The sequence below is a fragment of the Kitasatospora sp. NEAU-CNBT7 genome, assembly GCF_057220535.1.
The window spans coordinates 1-16154 of the sequence record NZ_JBXQQB010000061.1 but is presented as its reverse complement, the minus strand read 5'-3'; the positions used below and the strand labels follow the sequence as shown (position 1 = coordinate 16154).

Below are 16154 nucleotides of genomic sequence, written 5' to 3'. Positions count from 1 at the left end.
AAGCTGTCCGCCGACACCGTGAAGATCGGCTACTTCGCCAACCTGACCCACGGCACCCCGCTGGTCGGCCTGCAGGAGGGCCTGTTCCAGAAGGAGCTGGGCGCGACCCAGGTCAAGACCCAGATCTTCAACGCCGGCCCGGCCGAGATCGAGGCGCTGAACGCCGGTTCGATCGACATCGGCTGGATCGGCCCCTCCCCGGCCATCAACGGCTTCACCAAGTCCAAGGGCACCTCGCTGCGGGTCATCGGCGGCTCCGCCTCCGGCGGGGTGAAGCTGGTCGTCAACCCCGACAGGATCAAGACCCTGGACGACCTCAAGGGCAAGAAGATCGCCACCCCGCAGCTGGGCAACACCCAGGACGTGGCGCTGCTCAACTACCTGGCCGAGAAGGGCTACAAGGTCGACGCGCAGTCCGGCGCCGGCGACGTCTCGGTGGTCCGCTCGGACAACAAGGTCACGCCGGACGCGTACAAGTCCGGCTCCATCGACGGCGCCTGGGTGCCCGAGCCGACCGCCTCCAAGCTGGTCACCCTCGGGGCCAAGGAACTGCTGAACGAGAAGCAGGTCTGGCCGGACGGCAAGTTCGTGATCACCAACATCATCGTCTCTCAGAAGTTCCTCAAGGAGCACCCGGACGTGGTGGAGGCCGTGCTGCGCGGCTCGGTGAACACCAACGCCTTCATCAAGGCCAACCCGGACAAGGCCAAGGCCGACGCCAACGACGCCATCAAGGCGGCCGCGGGCAACGCCCTGGAGCCGGCCGTCCTCGACCCGGCGTGGAAGGACATCGAGTTCCTGGACGACCCGCTGGCGAACACCTTCCAGGCCGAGGCCGACCACGCGGTCAAGGCCGGCCTGCTGGAGAAGCCGGTGCTGGACGGCATCTACGACCTGACCCTGCTCAACAAGGTGCTCAAGGAGAAGGGCCAGCCGTCCGTCGCGGACGCCGGCCTCGGGGTCAAGTGACCCCCGCCCCGTGACTCCGCGGTCCGCGCCCCGTCCCCGTCCTGGTCGATGCCCAATCACAGGACGGGGCGGGGCCGGGCCCCGGCCCCAGCTCCCCGAAGCCCACGCCAGACCGACCACGCAGGAGGTGCCCGGATGACCTCGGCACTGACCACCTCGCACGACGTCCCCGCTACCGCGTCCCCGGCCGGCCCCGTGGCCGTCCGGCTCTCGCACGTGCACAAGACCTTCGGCCGCCCCGGCACCGCCGCGCCCGTCCTGGACGACATCTCGCTGGACGTGGCCCCGGGCGAGTTCGTCACCCTGCTCGGCGCCTCCGGCTGCGGCAAGTCCACCCTGCTCAACCTGGTCGCCGGGCTCGACCGGCCGACCTCCGGCACCATCGAGGTGCCCGGCGGACGGCCCGCACTGATGTTCCAGGACCACGCACTGTTCCCCTGGCTCACCGCCGGCAAGAACATCGAACTCGCCCTGCGCCTGGCAGGCGTCCCCCGCGACCGACGCCGCCCCGAAGCCGAACGCCTCCTGGAACTGGTCCGCCTCGGCGGCTCCCACCGCAAACGGATCCACGAACTCTCCGGCGGCATGCGCCAGCGCGTCGCACTCGCCCGCTCCCTCGCCCAGGGCGGCAACGTCCTCCTGATGGACGAACCCTTCGCCGCACTCGACGCCATCACCCGCGACGTACTCCACGACGAGATCACCCGCATCTGGGCCGAACGCCGACTGACCGTCCTGTTCGTCACCCACAACGTCCGCGAGGCCGTCCGCCTCGCCCAACGCGTCGTCCTCCTCTCCTCCCGCCCCGGCCGGATCGCCCGCGAATGGCACATCGACCTGCCACAGCCACGCCGCATCGAATCCACCGGCGTCGCCGATCTGTCCATCGAGATCACCGAAGAACTGCGTGGGGAGATCCGCCGCCATGTCCAACACTGACACCACCCTCACCAAGGAACCCACCGACTCCGCCACCGTCGAAGCAGGCCTCGACGCCCTCGAAACCGTCCAGATCCAACGCACCCCCCTCACCCAGGCGCTGCGCCAGAAAGTGCTGCCGCCGGTCCTCGGCATCCTGCTGGTCCTCGGCGTCTGGCAACTCGCCGTCACCCTGGAACTCACCACCACCGACAAACTCCCCAGCCCCGGCGAGGTCTGGCAGTCACTGACCAAGCTCTGGTACGCGGGCACACTCTTCTCGATCATCTGGACCAGCCTGTGGCGCGGCCTGTCCGGCTTCCTCGCCGCCGTCGCCATCGGCACCCCGATCGGCCTGCTGGTCGCCCGGGTCAAGCCGATCCGCGCCGCACTCGGCCCGGTGCTCTCCGGCCTGCAGTCACTGCCCTCGGTCGCCTGGGTCCCGGCCGCCGTGATCTGGCTCGGCATCAACAACTCGGCCATGTACGCCGTCATCCTGCTCGGCGCCGTCCCCTCCATCGCCAACGGCCTGATCTCCGGCATCGACCAGGTCCCGCCGATCTACCTGCGGGCCGGCCGCACCCTCGGCGCCACCGGCCTCGCCGGCGCCCGCCACGTCCTGCTGCCCGCCGCCCTCCCCGGCTACCTCGCCGGCCTCAAACAGGGCTGGGCCTTCTCCTGGCGCTCCCTGATGGCCGCCGAACTCATCGCCGCCTCCCCCGACCTCGGCGTCGGCCTCGGCCGCTACCTCGAGAACCAACGCGAATTCTCCGACATGTCGGGCGTCCTCCTCGGCATCATCCTGATCCTGGTCGTCGGCGTCGCCATCGACCTACTGATCTTCTCCCCGATCGAACGCCGCGTGCTGCGCAGCCGCGGCCTGCTCGTCACCACCCGCTGAGGCCCCCGCGATGACCCATGGCCGGCTGACCGCCCTCCCCCGCACCCGCCCCGCCCGTCCGGCGGCGGGCGGCCCGGTCATGGTCCTGATCGCCCACGGCAGCCGGGACCCGCGGCACGCCGCGACGGTCGACGCGCTGGTGGCCCTGGTGCGGGCGGCCCGCCCGTCGCTGGAGGTGGCCACCGCGTACCTGGACCACTGCGCGCCGCGGATCCCACAGGTGGCCGGCCGGCTCGGCGGCCGGGCCGCGGTCGCCGTACCGCTGCTGCTCGGGCGGGCCTTCCACGCGAAGAGCGACATCCCGGCCGCGCTGCGGGCCGCCGGCGCCGACCTGCCGGTGGCGGAGGTGCTGGGCCCGTCCCCGCTGCTGCTGGACGCCCTCGACCGGCGGCTCGCCGAGGCCGGGCTGGCCGTCGGTTCGGCCGCCGTCCGGGCGCGGACCGGCGTGGTGCTGGCCGCGGCCGGCTCCTCGGACCCGGCCGCCAACGCGGCCACCCTCGCGGTGGCCGAGTTGTGGCGCCGCACCCGCGGCTGGGCCGCCGTCCGGACCGCCCACGCCTCGGCCGTCCCGCCGCACGTCCCGGACGCGGTCGCGGCCCTGCGCGCGGCCCCCGGCGTCGAACGGGTCGCGGTCGCGCCGTACCTGCTGGCCCCCGGCCTGCTCCCGGACCGGATCACCGCCGCGGCCACCGCCTGCGGCGCCGACCTCACCGCCGACGTCCTCGGCGCCGCCCCGGAGATCGCCGCCCTGCTGCTGCACCGCTACGACGACGCCGCAGCCGCCCCCCGGACGCACCCGGCCCTCAGCGCCTGACCCCCGGGCCGGGCCCCCGGCACCCGGCTCAGGACGCCCTGCGGTGCTGGTACTCGGTGCGACAGCCGTCGGTGACCGAACCCCCCGTTCGGCGTCGGGCCGAGGTCGCCGGGCCGGTGAGGGGACGTACGGCACTCCTCGCCTCGAGCGATCCACCCGCGCCGCCCGGTTCAGCCCGTGGCGGCGCGGAAGCGCTGGTCCAGGTCGGCGACCGCGTCGCGCTCCGCGCGGCTGGTGGCGGTGGGGCGGCCCTCCAGGCGGGCCTGTTCGCTGGGGTAGCGCAGGGGCGGCTCGGCCCAGTGCCAGGCGTGCGCCGCGCAGCGCCGCTGGTCCGGGGTCCCCGCCTCGGCGGCGTGCAGCAGGCTCTCCAGGACCCGCCGCCGGTCGGCCGCCGCGACCAGGGCCGCGGTGAGCCAGCGCGGCGAGCTGGGGTCGTCGTCGAGCAGCAGTACCGCCAGCACCTGGTCGTAGTGGCGCACCGCCGCCGCCCGGTCGTCCTCCAGGGCCCGGCGGACGGTCTGCCGCTTGTGCCCGATCCGGTGGTACTGCGGGTAGTGCGGCTGCCGCTCGGCCAGCCTGGCCACCCGCTCGTCGGGTTCGGCCTGCCACTCCAGCCCGAGCGCCTCCAGCAGGGTGTCGAGCCCGCGTTCCTGCCGGTCCAGCCGCTCCCCGAGATCCATCGGTCCAGCCTATGCCGGGGCCCGGCCCGGTCCGTCGGCGCCCGGGCGTACGGTGGGTCGCGGCGGATCAGGGCGAGGATGGCGGGGTCGGGGCGATGGGACGGGCGGCGCAGCGGCGCGGACCGGTGGCGGACGGCCGGTACCGGCTGCGCAACGTCGGCAGCGGGCTGCTGCTGGAGGTGGCCGGCGGCAGCAACCGGCACGGCGCCAAGGTGCGGCACGCGCCGGACGACGGCAGCGAGGCGCAGGTGTGGCGGGTCTCGGCGGTGCACCCGGGTTCGGGGCTGTGCCACCTGGAGAACGCGGTGAGCGGCAAGCGGCTGGACGTGAAGGGGGCCAGGACGGAGGACGGGGTGCCGCTGCAGCAGTGGTCGGCCAACGCGTTCGGCGCCCAGGAGTGGCTGTTCGAGCGGCATGTGGACGCCCCCGGCACGTTCACGGTGACCGCCTTCGTCAGCGGGAAGGTGATGGAGGCCGCCGAGGACGGTTCGGTGCGGCAGTGGGAGGACACCGACACGCCCGCCCAGTGGTGGCGCCTGGAGCCGGCCTGACGGCGGGCGGTCGCCGTCGGGCCGGGGCCGGCTCACACCCGGCGCAGGGTGAACTCGTCGAGCAGGGTGCCCTGGACAGCCAGGTCGACCCGGCCGGAGAGCTGGTAGATCCGGCCGTCGGGTCCCGGGGTCAGCGCGGTGGGCGCGATGTCCGCGGAGGGCCGCACCGCGGTCAGGCGGGCGGTGTGCCAGCCGTCGGACGAGCGGAGTTCGACCTCGGCGTCGTGTCCGGTGCCGCCGACGCGGTTGGTGACGCCGAGGACGGCGCCGTCGGGGCGGGCGAGCAGGCCGTCCAGGCCGACCAGGCGTCCGTCGGCCCCGGTGACCCGGATCTGCTCGACGGCGGACGGCCGGGACAGCGGGATCCGCCACAGCGTCCCGCCCTGGTAGTGGCCCACCACCAGGGTGTCGCCCGTGCGGACGATGCCGTTCAGGCCGAAGGTCCCGGCGGGGCCGGCCAGTCGGTCGTCGCGGACCAGGACGGAGGCGCTGCCGTCGACGCCGACCCGGTAGACCACCGGCGCCATGGAGTCGGTGACGTACGCGGTGCCGTCGGGGCCGAAGGCGAGGTCGTTGGCGACGTGCGGCCCGCCGTCGCCGGCGACGGCGGCCAGGTCGACGTGGAACAGGCGGCGTCCGGTGGTCAGGTCGTACGCGCCGACCCAGGCCCGCCGGTAGGTGGTGCCGGGGGTGGAGCGCACCGAGCCGCCGGTGTCGGAGTCGGCCAGCAGGACGCGGCCGCGGGCGGCGTCGACGTGCAGGCCGACCACGGTCACCAGGTCGGGGTCGTCGACCAGGGTGCGGGTGGAGCCGTCCGGGGCGACGCTCTGGACGGTGCCGTGGCGCAGCGAGCCGACCAGGAAGCGGCCGTGCAGCGGGTCCCAGGTGGCGCCCTCGGGGATCAGGGTGTCGCCGTGTCCGGTCAGCAGCGCCGGGTAGCGGGGGTGGTGGGTGTCGGCGGCGGCGGGCAGGGCCGCGCCGGCGAGCAGGGCGGCGGTGGCTGCGGCGACCAGTGCGGCCCGGATCGGACGGGTGCTCATCTGTTGTCCCATCGGTGCGAGGATCTGACGAACCGGCGGTTCGTCCGCACTCAGCTTCCGCGCGGGCCGGGTTGCCCGGCAGTGCGTGGCGATACTGGTAGTCCGGCTACCAGGAACAGGTTGACCAGGGGGATGGTATGACCGGTACGGAGGTGCGCCGGGAGGCGCTGTCGAGTTTTCTGCGGACCCGCCGGGCGCGGCTGACCCCGGCGGAGGTCGGGATGGCGCCCGGGGTGCGCCGCCGGACGCCGGGGCTGCGGCGGGAGGAGCTGGCGGTGCTCGCCGGGGTCGGGGTGACCTGGTACACCTGGCTCGAACCGTACACCCCTCGGGATACTCGGGGAGTGGCATCCGCCTGAGCAGCACGAAGCCCCGCCCCAGCCAGCAAGGGCCAGTAGAGGGCGGGGCCAGAAGGGCCGGTGTCAGCCTCCGATCCGGATCTTCACCTTCCAGAGATTCAGCGACCCGGAGGTCACCTCGCCGTCCGCCTCGTTCCCTTCCCACTCGTTCTCAGAGTTCAGCGTGGCCCAAACGCTTGCAGGGATCTCGATCACGAGGTTGTCGGCGTCGTCGAAGCCGGAGGACCGTTCGATGTTGAGAGAGTCAGCCATGGCAGATGAGACTACCGTCACACTGCCCTCGCCCGCCTGCCGAATTCTGCGCCGACGCCCCGACCCTGATGTTGGTTCCGCTGCTACCGGGATCAGGGGTCGGGGCTCTGCGCGTACGGGGTCAGGCTCGGGTGGGCACCGGGTTGTCCGGGCTGTCGAGCCACACGGTGTGGCCGTCCGGGGTGATCGTGAGCCCGAAGCGGTTGAACCCGGGGCGGCCCTGGTCGTCCCACCAGTGCCATGCGGTGGACACTTCGCCCCAGAGGCTGCGGGGGCCGGACTGCACCACCTCGTAGCGTTCTCTGTCGGGCTCCCAGTCGGCCGTAGCCCACGACGTGACGGCCGTGTCGTGCAGCCACAGCGTGTAAGACCCGTCGTCGTACCGCTCGATCAGGGGAAACGCGCCGGGCACCTGAACCCCGATGGCGAACATCTCCTGCCATCCACCAAGTAGCTCCGGGGATAGTGAAGTTGAGGACGCAACCCCGTCAGCCGGCCAAGGCGCCGAAAGGTAGGCAAGGCTGTTCGGCTGGTCGGTGCGCTGCTGCCGGAGCCGCATGAACGCTGATGACCCGACGAACCGTCCGGATGCCTTCCCGTCGTCGCCGACCGCGAGCCGGACGATTGCTTCGCCGCCGTACTCCGGGCCCCACGGCGCGACGACCACCCCGCCGGACCGTGACTGCTCGACCCACGTGTACGGCAGGCTCCCGACCGAACAGGTGGCAATGATCCGGTCGTACGGTGCCGCCTTCGGGTACCCCTCTGCCCCGTCCCCGACCACGGGCACGGGCGAGTACCCAGCACGGGCGAGGCGGCGTTGCGCGCTGGCCGCGCTGTCTTCGTCCACCTCGACGGTGACGACGCTGCCCGACCCGAGGTGGTGGGACAGGAGAGCGGCATTCCAGCCGGTTCCGGTGCCGATCTCCATCACCGTGTTGCCGTCCTCGACGCTGAGGGCATTGAGCATCGAGAACACCATGGTGGGCATGCTGCTGGACGACGTGGGCATGGTGCCGCGCGTGCTGCCCGCATGCTCTCCGTCGTCCCACTGTGTGGTGAGCGGTACATCCGAGTAGACAGCGTTCCACCACTCGGCGGGGTTGATGCTCTTGTTGATCGCCTCGCCCTGGCGCACACCGTCCGCCTGTCCCGGCCAGATCGTGTCAGGCACGAACAGGTGACGCGGCACGGCGTTGTAGGCAGGCAGCCAGTCCGTAGTCAATGACCCGTTGGCGATGAGCGCGGAGGCCAGCCGGGTCCGACCGGCCTCCGCTTCGTGCTCGCTGCTCACCGGTTAGCGGCCCGTCGCCGGACCCTGGCCGTCCGAGGTGTTACCACCCTCGTCCGACCCGCCACCGCCGTGCTTGTTGCCGCTGCTGGAGTCGTCCTGCTGACTGCCGCCCGAGCCGGAGCCGGAACCCCCGCCGTGCTTGCCGCCCCCGCCGCTCCCGCCGCTGCTCCTACCCCATGCCATGCGTGAACTCCTGTCTTCTGTCGGTTAGTTGGTGCCGCTAGTTGGTGCGCTGCCGGGGCCGCGCGCAGCTTCGCGCCGTGCCCTGCGTGGTACCGGGTCCGGTGTCGCCCGGCGGGCGCTCGGTCGGAGTACTCATACTGGTAACTCCTCACATCGTGTCGGGCCGGACCGCCGGTCGGTGTCCGGGTCGTGCGGTGTTGCGGAGCCCGCTCCGGTCGGCTGCCTGCCAGGGATGACGGCCGGAGCGGGAGTCTTGAGTCAGTGCGGCCGGGCCAGCGCGAGCAACGTCACCGCGAGCAGCACCACAGCAGCCACCGACACCCCGTAAGCGGCCCGCCGGCTGACCGGCTCGCTCCGGGCGCGCCGATACTCGTCCTGGTCGGCTCCGGTCACGACGGTTCCTCCTCGGGGATCATCAGCCACGGCACCTCGGCGACATGCGCGAAGCTGCGGTGGTCCTGATGTTCCCGCAGGTGCTCGAACGGCCAGCGCTGCGCTTCCTGGAAGTCCTCGATCACGGGCCCTTCCGCGCCGCACGGCTTGCCGTCCTCGTCCTCCCCGAGACACCGGAACATGTGCCATGTCGGGGGCGCGTCGGGCGCGCTGTCGTGAGTGACGGTCCAGTTCAGAAACCGGTACCGCTTGCGAACCGCCACAGGCGCGCCTTTCCTCGTTCTCCGGGGCCCACACGGGCCGCCCCTGCGCCCACCACGGAACAGGCGGGGGCAGCCCGGTCCGGGCCCGGCGCTGGCCCGCCCAGAGGCCGCCGATGCCGAACACTGGTGACTCATAGGGATCAGGCATCAGCGCCGCCGGTGGATAGTCGGGCGCAAGTGCGCATCTGCTGGTCGAGCTTCCGGCGGAGCTTCATCCGCCGGGCAAGCGTCCTTCGGTAGGGACTGAACATCGTTACAGGCCAAGCGAATTGGATGTGGGCACCCCACATCCAAGCGACCGTGTTACGCGGTTCGGTCACCAGCGCCCGGAGCACACGACCCATGATGACCAGGCGAGAGGGCCTCACGACCCGATCAGCTCCGGCGCCCGGCGCGGGGCGCTCGGATGCATGACAGGGATCAGCTCCGGCACACCCGGCAAAGCTTCGATCTCGGTCGGGTAGGTCTCCCACTCCTTCCCACCCCCTCGGGGGCGGAGATAGACCATGCCGCCCACGGTGCCCATGTAGGTGCCCTCCGCGCCCTGGTGGGCGCGGTCCCGGACCACCTCTCCGACCTTGGGTAGGTAGATCGCCCCTCGGGTCGTCCTGCGCGTCGCCATCGGCCCCGCTCCTCTCCTCCGCCGAGTTGACACCAAGATCTGGCAGTCACCCGGGACGGTGGAACCTCGCTCAAAGGACACTTCAGAACGTCCCTCGTGCGGTAGAACGTCCCTACAAAAGGTCCGTGATGTGTGGGGAGACAAACGAGATGCCGAACGAGAGACTGAAAGACGTTATGGCGTCGGGAGGTTGGACGTGTTCAGCCCTGGCCGAGAGAGCCGGCGTGGACACCAAGTCGGTTGAGCGGTGGGCCAATCAGAACCGCACGCCTCGGTTAGGTACAGCCCGCTTGGCTGCCGAAGCCCTCGGAGAAGACATGTTCGCACTGTGGCCGAGTCTGCGGCAGCCGCGCGCCGCACGCGCGATAAGCCCTGAACTGGTCGCCCTGTACGAACAGCGAGCCGATCTACCGGTATCCGTCTTCGTGGACTTGCTCGGAAAGGCCACGGAGCGCATCGACGTGCTGGTCTACGCTGCCGTATTCCTTCACGAGGCGTATCCCCGGCTTAACGATCTACTTCGTGAGCGCGCCGCCGAAGGATGCGTGGTCCGGATCGCCCTCGGCGCCGCCGACAGTGAGAACGTCAAGCAACGCGGGGAAGAAGAGAGGTTCGGCCACGGCATCGAGTCCCGGTGCAGGCTCGCCCTCATGCACTACCGCCCGCTGCTCGGCACGCCCGGCATCGAGATCCGCACCCACGGAACCACGCTCTACAACAGCCTCTACCGCGCAGATGACCAGGTGCTGGTAAACGCCCATGTGTGGGGGGTCAACGCCTTCGGAGCGCCGGTCTGGCACCTGCGCCGAACCGGGGCAGGGACGCTGTTTGACACCTATGCTGCGAGCTTCGACGCAGTGTGGAACGCCGCCCTGCCGGTTGAGGAGAGCTGATCACGTGGCACGCACCGAGTTCTACGACGATCCCAACGCGCCCATGCCAAACCGGCTGGTGGTGGCAGCGTCCGCAGTGGTGACGGATGACGAAGGGCGCGTCCTGCTCCAACGGCGCACCGACAATGGTCTGTACGCGCTGCCGGGCGGCACGATGGATCTTGGTGAGTCTCTTCCGGGAACGGCGATTCGGGAGGTCCGCGAAGAGACCGGCCTTGATGTGGAGATCACTGGACTCGTCGGCACGTACACCGATCCCCGACACGTGATCTCCTACTCGGATGGCGAGGTGCGGCAACAGTTCAATGTTTGTTTCACCGCGCGTATCACGGGCGGTGAACTCCGGATCTCCGACGAGTCGACCGATCTCCAGTTCGTAGCTCCGGACGACATCGGCGACCTGCCGATGCACCACACCCAGCAACTCCGGCTTCGGCACTTCCTTGAGCACCGGGCGACTCCCTACCTGGGGTAGGGCGCGGACGACGAAGGGCCCCCGCCCCAACCACCCGCTGAGGGAGGAAGGGACGGGGGCCGTCATGGTGCTCGGGACCGGTCAGTCCCAGATATCGGAGTCGTCGCCGGACTCCGGCGGGGCAATCGCCACCCGAGCACTCGGCGATAGCCCCAACTCTCGTATATAGCGGGAGAGTTGGGATCGGTACTGTGCTGCGATGGTGGCAGCGCCGTTCTTCACTGTGCCGCGTTCGGCGGTGACCATGAGCCCGCGTGTCGACAGGTCCCGCTCGGCCTGGTCGATCCGGGCGACGCAGACGCACAGATCCTTGACGGTCGAGTGATCCACTTCGCCGAGACCGGCGGCAACTTCGAGGATCGGCACGACGCGCCGCCACTCGGCGGACGCGACTTCCCTGCACCGGATGTTCGCTTGCTGCGTCTCGGTGGCCGGTGAGTCCTTGAAGATCTCTCGCCAGTTGGGTTCAGCGAGGACGGCGCGCGGGACAATCACCCCCTCTTTGATTTCGGTCTTGGACGGGTTTCCCTCTCGGGCCCGTGCGGCTGATGGTTTCGGTCGGTATCGGTCGGCCATGGTCTCCTTTCGCATTCCGTGGCGGGCACGGCGGGCTGCCAAAAACGGCCGCAGCTCCGGCGAGAGTTTTTTGCCTCCCTGCCGTGCAATCTCAGACGACTCAGGGGGCACCCCGCCTGGGTCGGGTCAGCGGCGAATTGGCTTGACGTTTGCCGCAGCCCATCCGCCTGGCTGATTTCTCGCCGTCTCTTTGTTGTGACACGGCGTGCACAATGGGCGCAGGTATTGCGGTACATCCGGGTTGGCAACGCCGTCCGCGATAAGTTGCTTTCGGGATTTCGGGAAGTGGTCCGCCACGGTGGCGACTCGCCCGCACAGCAGGCACCACGAGTTCGCGTAGAGGTAAGCCCGGCGAACCCTGGGCCAGTTCGGGCCGTACGCGCTGCCGCCTGGCGTCTGGCGGTTCCTGGTCGCCTCGCGCTCATGAGCGGGGCAGCGTCCGCCCGTGGTCAGCTCGGGGCAACCCGGGACTGAGCACGGGGGGCGGGGTCTACGCGGCATAAGAACCTTTTGTCTCATCAAGTTACGCTTGGGGTATTTCAGTTGGATTGACGGGTACGGAAGATAGAGGGCGGCCTGATTTCGCCCGCCATTCGGCGTACTCGCGGGCGCGAGTGTTTGCCATATCGGAGATTCGTCGCTCCAATGGAGTAGTCGATGACCCCATTGAGAACCGCGTATCCAGTGCGGAACCTGGACCGGAGCAGCCATGCCTGAACGCACACCCCGACCTGCCTTCGAGCTTCGGTTCGGTGGAATCCACTTGACTATCCAGCGCATCCCTCCGTGGCTCGTCACGGCAACGGCAGCAGGAGGTACGGCGTTCACCGCCTGGTGGGCGCGAAAGTGAGCCAGTCTGGGACCGACGGCCAAGGATCCGAAGTCGGCCGCTGTCTTTCCCGGCGGCAAGTGCTATACAAGGTCCACGCGTTCTCCCACTTGGTGAGCGGCGGGCGGGATGGTTGGCCGTGTGTCGGACCAGCGCCTCATGCCGGAGCGCCCGGAGGGAAGACCGGCGGGTTGATCGGTTCGCCGTCCTGTCGCCTCGGCGTCACGTCCACGGCCAGCAGCCGGCCGGGGTTCCTCGGGTCGCGCATCTGCTGGACTCCGCGCGGCATCGGCGCCCCACCATTTAGCACTGGCAGGCCGGTTGGGGAATCCGACCACACGGGCCGCCCCCGCGCATCCCGAGGGAAGTGCGGATAGGTTCCGTCCGGGCCGGGGTCAAGTGCGTCAACGGCCATGTCAGTCCGCCGCTTCGATGTAGGCGTTCCGGGCTGTGTCCAGTTCCTCGGCGTAGGCCGCGCCGATTGCCGCAGCGGCATTGTCCACAGCGCTGGTGACGTCCTCGATGATGCGCAGGTCGTACCAGCGCTGTTCGGGGACAGTTCGCGCCTCGCCGAGGTGGGCCTGTGCGCTCTGCGCGGCGGTCAGGATCTTCTCGCGCTTGTACCGCTCGGCACGGTGTGCGACGTACGCCTGAAACCACGGCTCGGCGGACAGGAGTTCAAGGAACTCCGCGTGCAGCTCATTGCCCCGGTCGGACCGCTCGCTGGCCTGCGCCGTCCACGTCTTGAGGAATGTGCGGTCGTACTCGGCGGCGCGCTCGGCGCGGCGGGCCTGCTCAGCCTCCTGGGCGGCCACCAGGGCGGCTTCGGCATCCGCCACTGGACCAGCGAGCCGGTCGGCCTGTGCGCGCAGCTTGGCGAGCTTGTCAGCGGCTCGGGAAACGTCGTTGCTCATGGTCAGACCTCACGATCGGTAGGGGCGGAGACGTCGCGGCCGAGCTGCACGGCGGCAGCCTTCGCGGCCTCGTAGTGGCCGAGCGACAGGTGAGCGACAGCGCCCATCTGGTCGTACTGCTCGGGGCGGTCGCGCTTCATCTCGGCAAGCCGCTCCATAGCGGCGCTGTACTGGAAAGCGTCTGCGCGAAAACGGAGCCTCTTGGTCTCCCTGTCCTCGTAGGAGTAGGCGAAGCTGCCAGGGTCGATCACGGTGCTACCTCCGGTAGGCCACCTGTCGGGTGGAATGGAAAAGCCCCTGCCCGGGTCGGGAGGGGCGAAGATCGTCACGTGACGGTGTTCAACGTGCCGACATACTCACGTGCGTATGTTCGGTGGGGCGGCTACGCGGCGTCCGCCTTGCGGGCCCAGTACGCGGCCTGCTGGCATGCGTCGCAGCAGTAGAGGCGGCGGCGTCCGATCGTGCGGTTGACGACCCGGTTGGGGCAGCCCTCGCGCTGGCAGGGACCGCCGTCCCGGGTGGGTGCCAGCAGGCGCGCGGCTTCGGTGGCCTGGCGGTGCGCTTCGCCGGCTGCCGCCGCATCGCCGGACAGGGCCCGCAGAACGATCGCCTCTGCGCTGCGGATCAGCTCAAGCGCACGGGCGTGGTCGGTGTTCATCTCGAAGCCTCCAAGGCTGTTGGTGGTTGGGCGGACAGTGGGGTCTGCTCGGTCGTCGCGCGTCCCTTGCTTCCACGTGGGGCGGGACGATTGCTTGTCCTGCCCCAAGTAGGGAGGGACGATTCCTCTCTCACCCTGTAGTGGACGGGGAGGGATTCCTTGGGCCGGGATCGCACGGGTACTTGAGTGCACGGGATTCCTGGTTGCCATGACTGATACGCCGAGGGCCCGAAGATAGGAGAGGGGGACGAATTCCCCTCGCCGGGCTTGTAGGGACCGACGGTTTCTCCCTCTACTGCTGTGGAGAGTGGGCAGATGGCCCGCATATTGGGGCATTCGGGCAATCTCGGACATGTGATCTGCGTCTCACTTGGCGACGTGACGAATGACGGTCGAAGCGGTCCGGCGGCTATCCCCTTAGGACTTCCATAGGGATACCTGACTTGGCATCCAGGGCGTCACTCATCACAACTCCCAGGTCAGCGCCCCTGTGACGCTCAGCCGGCGAAGCCCTCGCCGTCACCTCCGCCACGCTGGCTCCGAAGTCCGGGAGGCAAGGTGTGCCCCGCAGGCGGCACAGCGCGGGCCCATCATGTTGGGGGACCAGAAATTTCCTACACGCTGCTTCCTGCCTCTCACTGGTTAGGGAGAGCAGATCTTCCGTCCGCGTCCGCCCGCCACGGCGGCGGCGCCCGTGCGCGTCTCGACCAACGCAGGTGACGGGGTGACGTTCAGCGGGGTGATTCTGGGTTCTCTTCTCTGCGCGGGATCTAAGAGAAACCAGAACCACCGCCTCAAACGTCACCCCGTCACCCTGGCGGTCCCACCGCGCTGCTCCGGCACGGCGAGGTGACGTGGTGACGGTTGAGAGGCGGATTTCAGTTCTCTCTAGACATGTCAGAGAGAACCAGAACAAGCCCGAGAACCGTCACCACGTCACCCGAGGTCCCGCCGCTGACCGGCGAGCCCCTGAGCGGCCTGCTGCGGGCACGAAAGAGCCCCGGCGGTCTTCGTGGGACCTGCCGGGGCTCTGGCTTCGCCGTACGGGCCGTCAGGCGGCTATTGCGCGGCGCTCCGCGACCGTGACCGGCCGGGTGGGCTTGCGCTTCTCCCTCGGGGGCTTGCTCCACTCGATCGTGACACGCCCGCCGGGTGTGCCCTGCGGGTGGATCGTGACCCGAAGCCCCTTCTCGGCGAGGTGGACGCGCTGAGTCTCTTCGTCGCTGCCCTCCCACGCGTCGTACAGGGTGGAGTCGAGCGGCACGTACGTGGTGGTCACGGTCGGGTCGTGTTCGGCCGTGAGCCGCGCCGTGCTCTCGGTGATCTCGGTCAGCTTGGCGGTCAACGCTTCGAGCGCGGGACCCTCGACCTTGGCAATGGCAGCGATCACCCGATTCTGAGACGCCGCGAGATCGGCGAGCGCGCCGGAGTGGTCGATGCCGCCCGTGTGAACGGCGCGCATCAGTTGCTCGCCGCCGAACCGCTCGCAGAACGCGGCGTCCACCATGGGCTCAAGGATGCTCGCCATGATCGACCCGTGCCCGTTCTCGCACTTGTACAGAGCCTTCTTCTTGCTCGACTTGCCGCCGTTGAAGCCGCAGGCCTGCGCGCAGACGACGAACCCGGCCAGGAATGGGGCGTCCGAGCGGGGTGCGTTCTCCGTGCGGGCAAGCTCCTTGAGTCGCTGCTGCACCCGCGCAAAGGTCACTGCGTCCAGCACCTCCGGGGCGAACTGCACCGGGGTGACCCCGTCGTCCTTCACGATCAGCTCGCCCTTGTGCTTGCGCCACCCGCGCAGCGTCACGCCGGACAGTAGCTTCTTCCACTGCTGGCGGCCGATCGGCAGCGGCTTGGACGTGCTCGCCAGCGTTCCGCCCGCCAGCAACTCCCCAACTGCCTTGATGACCAGCGGGATCATCTCGCTGTCCGCGTCCAGGTAGGCCGGGGCCTTCGGGTTCTCGCGCACGGTCATGAACGGGAACGGCGCGAACCCGGAGATCCACCGACCCTGTTCCCGCCGCTCCTGGTGGGCGGCAAGGATGCGCTCGGTCATCATCTGGCGTTCCCACTCCGCGAGCGCCACCAGGATGAGCGCGATCAGGCGTCCGCCGGGGGTGCCCGTGTTCAGCGAGCCGTCCGCCGTGGCCAGGATCACGCGCTTGTTCGGGGTCTCCGCCCACTCGACCAGGTGCAGGAACTCCCGCACGCTACGGCTGTAGCGGTCCAGCTTCCACGCCCACACGTGGGTGGGCTGGTAGGCCATGAGTTCCGACATGCCCTCGCGGTCGGTGAGCGGCGTAGCGCCGGACACGCCGTAGTCGATGAACTCGACCGCCTTGGACGGGTCGTGCCCGGCGGCCCGGATGGAGTCGTGGCACGCCTTGCGCTGCACGTCCAGCGAGGTAGAGGCGTCGTCCGCACGGGACAGACGCAGGCTGATCGCAATCCGGATCTCAGGGTGGAACGTGGCGGGGACCAGCGCGGTTGTGCTCATCGGTCGCACGGTAGTGGTCATCTGTTCGAATCTCCAGGGAAATAACCCGACGGGTGTGCACTTCCCTGGAGCAGGG

General features: G+C 69.7%; 20 protein-coding genes and 1 pseudogene. 8 read left to right on the top strand and 13 right to left on the bottom strand.

The window, feature by feature from the left end; all coding sequences use genetic code 11:
• The 4 genes from AC2TEW_RS36700 to AC2TEW_RS36685 all read left to right on the top strand — a co-directional run.
• Positions 1-969: aliphatic sulfonate ABC transporter substrate-binding protein (locus AC2TEW_RS36700; RefSeq protein WP_484627585.1), on the top strand; the 969-nt coding region annotated here is incomplete at its 5' end.
• Between the two features lie 135 nt (positions 970-1104).
• Entirely contained in the window at positions 1105-1908 is an 804-nt protein-coding gene (locus AC2TEW_RS36695) for an ABC transporter ATP-binding protein (RefSeq protein WP_484627584.1), read from the top strand.
• The gene (locus tag AC2TEW_RS36690) at positions 1895-2788 is read left to right on the top strand and encodes an ABC transporter permease (RefSeq protein ID WP_484627583.1); all 894 of its coding nucleotides are present in this window, start codon (positions 1895-1897) and stop codon (positions 2786-2788) included. The genes AC2TEW_RS36695 and AC2TEW_RS36690 overlap by 14 nt, the downstream gene beginning before the upstream one ends.
• Positions 2789-2867: 79 nt before the next feature.
• Positions 2868-3602 carry a sirohydrochlorin chelatase gene (locus AC2TEW_RS36685; protein ID WP_484627586.1) on the top strand — a complete coding sequence of 245 codons (735 nt, stop codon included), beginning with the start codon at positions 2868-2870 and terminating at the stop codon, positions 3600-3602.
• A gap of 170 nt (positions 3603-3772) precedes the next feature.
• Here the strand turns inward: AC2TEW_RS36685 and AC2TEW_RS36680 are convergent, their stop codons facing one another.
• Positions 3773-4282, bottom strand: a complete 510-nt coding sequence (locus AC2TEW_RS36680) for a hypothetical protein (protein WP_484627582.1) — start codon at positions 4280-4282, stop codon at positions 3773-3775.
• A 95-nt stretch (positions 4283-4377) separates the two neighbouring features.
• Between AC2TEW_RS36680 and AC2TEW_RS36675 the strand changes: the two genes are divergently transcribed.
• The gene (locus AC2TEW_RS36675; RefSeq protein WP_484627581.1) at positions 4378-4833 is read left to right on the top strand and encodes an RICIN domain-containing protein; all 456 of its coding nucleotides are present in this window, start codon (positions 4378-4380) and stop codon (positions 4831-4833) included.
• A 32-nt stretch (positions 4834-4865) separates the two neighbouring features.
• Here the strand turns inward: AC2TEW_RS36675 and AC2TEW_RS36670 are convergent, their stop codons facing one another.
• Positions 4866-5885, bottom strand: a complete 1020-nt coding sequence (locus AC2TEW_RS36670) for a hypothetical protein (RefSeq protein WP_484627580.1) — start codon at positions 5883-5885, stop codon at positions 4866-4868.
• Between the two features lie 125 nt (positions 5886-6010).
• Here AC2TEW_RS36670 and AC2TEW_RS36665 point away from each other — a divergent pair.
• Positions 6011-6202, top strand: a pseudogene (locus tag AC2TEW_RS36665) (transcriptional regulator); the annotation flags it as partial.
• Between the two features lie 93 nt (positions 6203-6295).
• Here the strand turns inward: AC2TEW_RS36665 and AC2TEW_RS36660 are convergent.
• The 6 genes from AC2TEW_RS36660 to AC2TEW_RS36635 all read right to left on the bottom strand — a co-directional run bounded on the left by AC2TEW_RS36660 (position 6296) and on the right by AC2TEW_RS36635 (position 9239).
• Positions 6296-6484, bottom strand: coding sequence for a hypothetical protein (locus AC2TEW_RS36660; RefSeq protein WP_484624302.1), 189 nt, complete (start codon positions 6482-6484; stop codon positions 6296-6298).
• Positions 6485-6605: 121 nt separating this feature from the next.
• A complete protein-coding gene (locus AC2TEW_RS36655; protein WP_484624303.1) occupies positions 6606-7778 on the bottom strand; it encodes a methyltransferase domain-containing protein in 1173 nt (390 codons plus the stop codon).
• Positions 7779-7781: 3 nt separating this feature from the next.
• Complete coding sequence (locus AC2TEW_RS36650) at positions 7782-7961, bottom strand: hypothetical protein (protein ID WP_484624304.1); 180 nt, start codon at positions 7959-7961, stop codon at positions 7782-7784.
• 258 nt (positions 7962-8219) lie between these two features.
• On the bottom strand, positions 8220-8354 hold the full coding sequence (locus AC2TEW_RS36645) for a hypothetical protein (protein WP_484624305.1): 135 nt from the start codon (positions 8352-8354) through the stop codon (positions 8220-8222).
• Positions 8351-8617 carry a DUF7848 domain-containing protein gene (locus AC2TEW_RS36640; protein ID WP_484624306.1) on the bottom strand — a complete coding sequence of 89 codons (267 nt, stop codon included), beginning with the start codon at positions 8615-8617 and terminating at the stop codon, positions 8351-8353. Before AC2TEW_RS36640 ends, AC2TEW_RS36645 begins: the two co-directional genes overlap by 4 nt.
• A 364-nt stretch (positions 8618-8981) precedes the next feature.
• Positions 8982-9239: a hypothetical protein gene (locus tag AC2TEW_RS36635; RefSeq protein ID WP_484624307.1), complete on the bottom strand. Its 258-nt coding sequence runs from the start codon at positions 9237-9239 to the stop codon at positions 8982-8984.
• Positions 9240-9388: 149 nt separating this feature from the next.
• On the opposite strand from AC2TEW_RS36635, the gene AC2TEW_RS36630 reads away from it, so the two are divergent.
• The gene (locus AC2TEW_RS36630; RefSeq protein WP_484624308.1) at positions 9389-10132 is read left to right on the top strand and encodes an XRE family transcriptional regulator; all 744 of its coding nucleotides are present in this window, start codon (positions 9389-9391) and stop codon (positions 10130-10132) included.
• A 4-nt stretch (positions 10133-10136) separates the two neighbouring features.
• Positions 10137-10607 (top strand): NUDIX domain-containing protein, encoded by a 471-nt coding sequence (locus AC2TEW_RS36625; RefSeq protein WP_484624309.1) that lies wholly within the window; start codon positions 10137-10139, stop codon positions 10605-10607.
• Positions 10608-10688: 81 nt separating this feature from the next.
• Here the strand turns inward: AC2TEW_RS36625 and AC2TEW_RS36620 are convergent, their stop codons facing one another.
• From AC2TEW_RS36620 to AC2TEW_RS36600, 5 genes are all read right to left on the bottom strand, one after another.
• Positions 10689-11183, bottom strand: coding sequence for a phage terminase small subunit P27 family (locus AC2TEW_RS36620; RefSeq protein WP_484624310.1), 495 nt, complete (start codon positions 11181-11183; stop codon positions 10689-10691).
• A 1245-nt stretch (positions 11184-12428) separates the two neighbouring features.
• Positions 12429-12926, bottom strand: coding sequence for a hypothetical protein (locus AC2TEW_RS36615; protein ID WP_484624311.1), 498 nt, complete (start codon positions 12924-12926; stop codon positions 12429-12431).
• Between the two features lie 2 nt (positions 12927-12928).
• A complete protein-coding gene (locus AC2TEW_RS36610; RefSeq protein ID WP_484624312.1) occupies positions 12929-13177 on the bottom strand; it encodes a hypothetical protein in 249 nt (82 codons plus the stop codon).
• A 131-nt stretch (positions 13178-13308) separates the two neighbouring features.
• The gene (locus tag AC2TEW_RS36605; RefSeq protein WP_484624313.1) at positions 13309-13584 is read right to left on the bottom strand and encodes a hypothetical protein; all 276 of its coding nucleotides are present in this window, start codon (positions 13582-13584) and stop codon (positions 13309-13311) included.
• 1051 nt (positions 13585-14635) lie between these two features.
• Positions 14636-16078: a recombinase family protein gene (locus tag AC2TEW_RS36600; RefSeq protein ID WP_484624314.1), complete on the bottom strand. Its 1443-nt coding sequence runs from the start codon at positions 16076-16078 to the stop codon at positions 14636-14638.
• Positions 16079-16154: the final 76 nt, after the last annotated feature.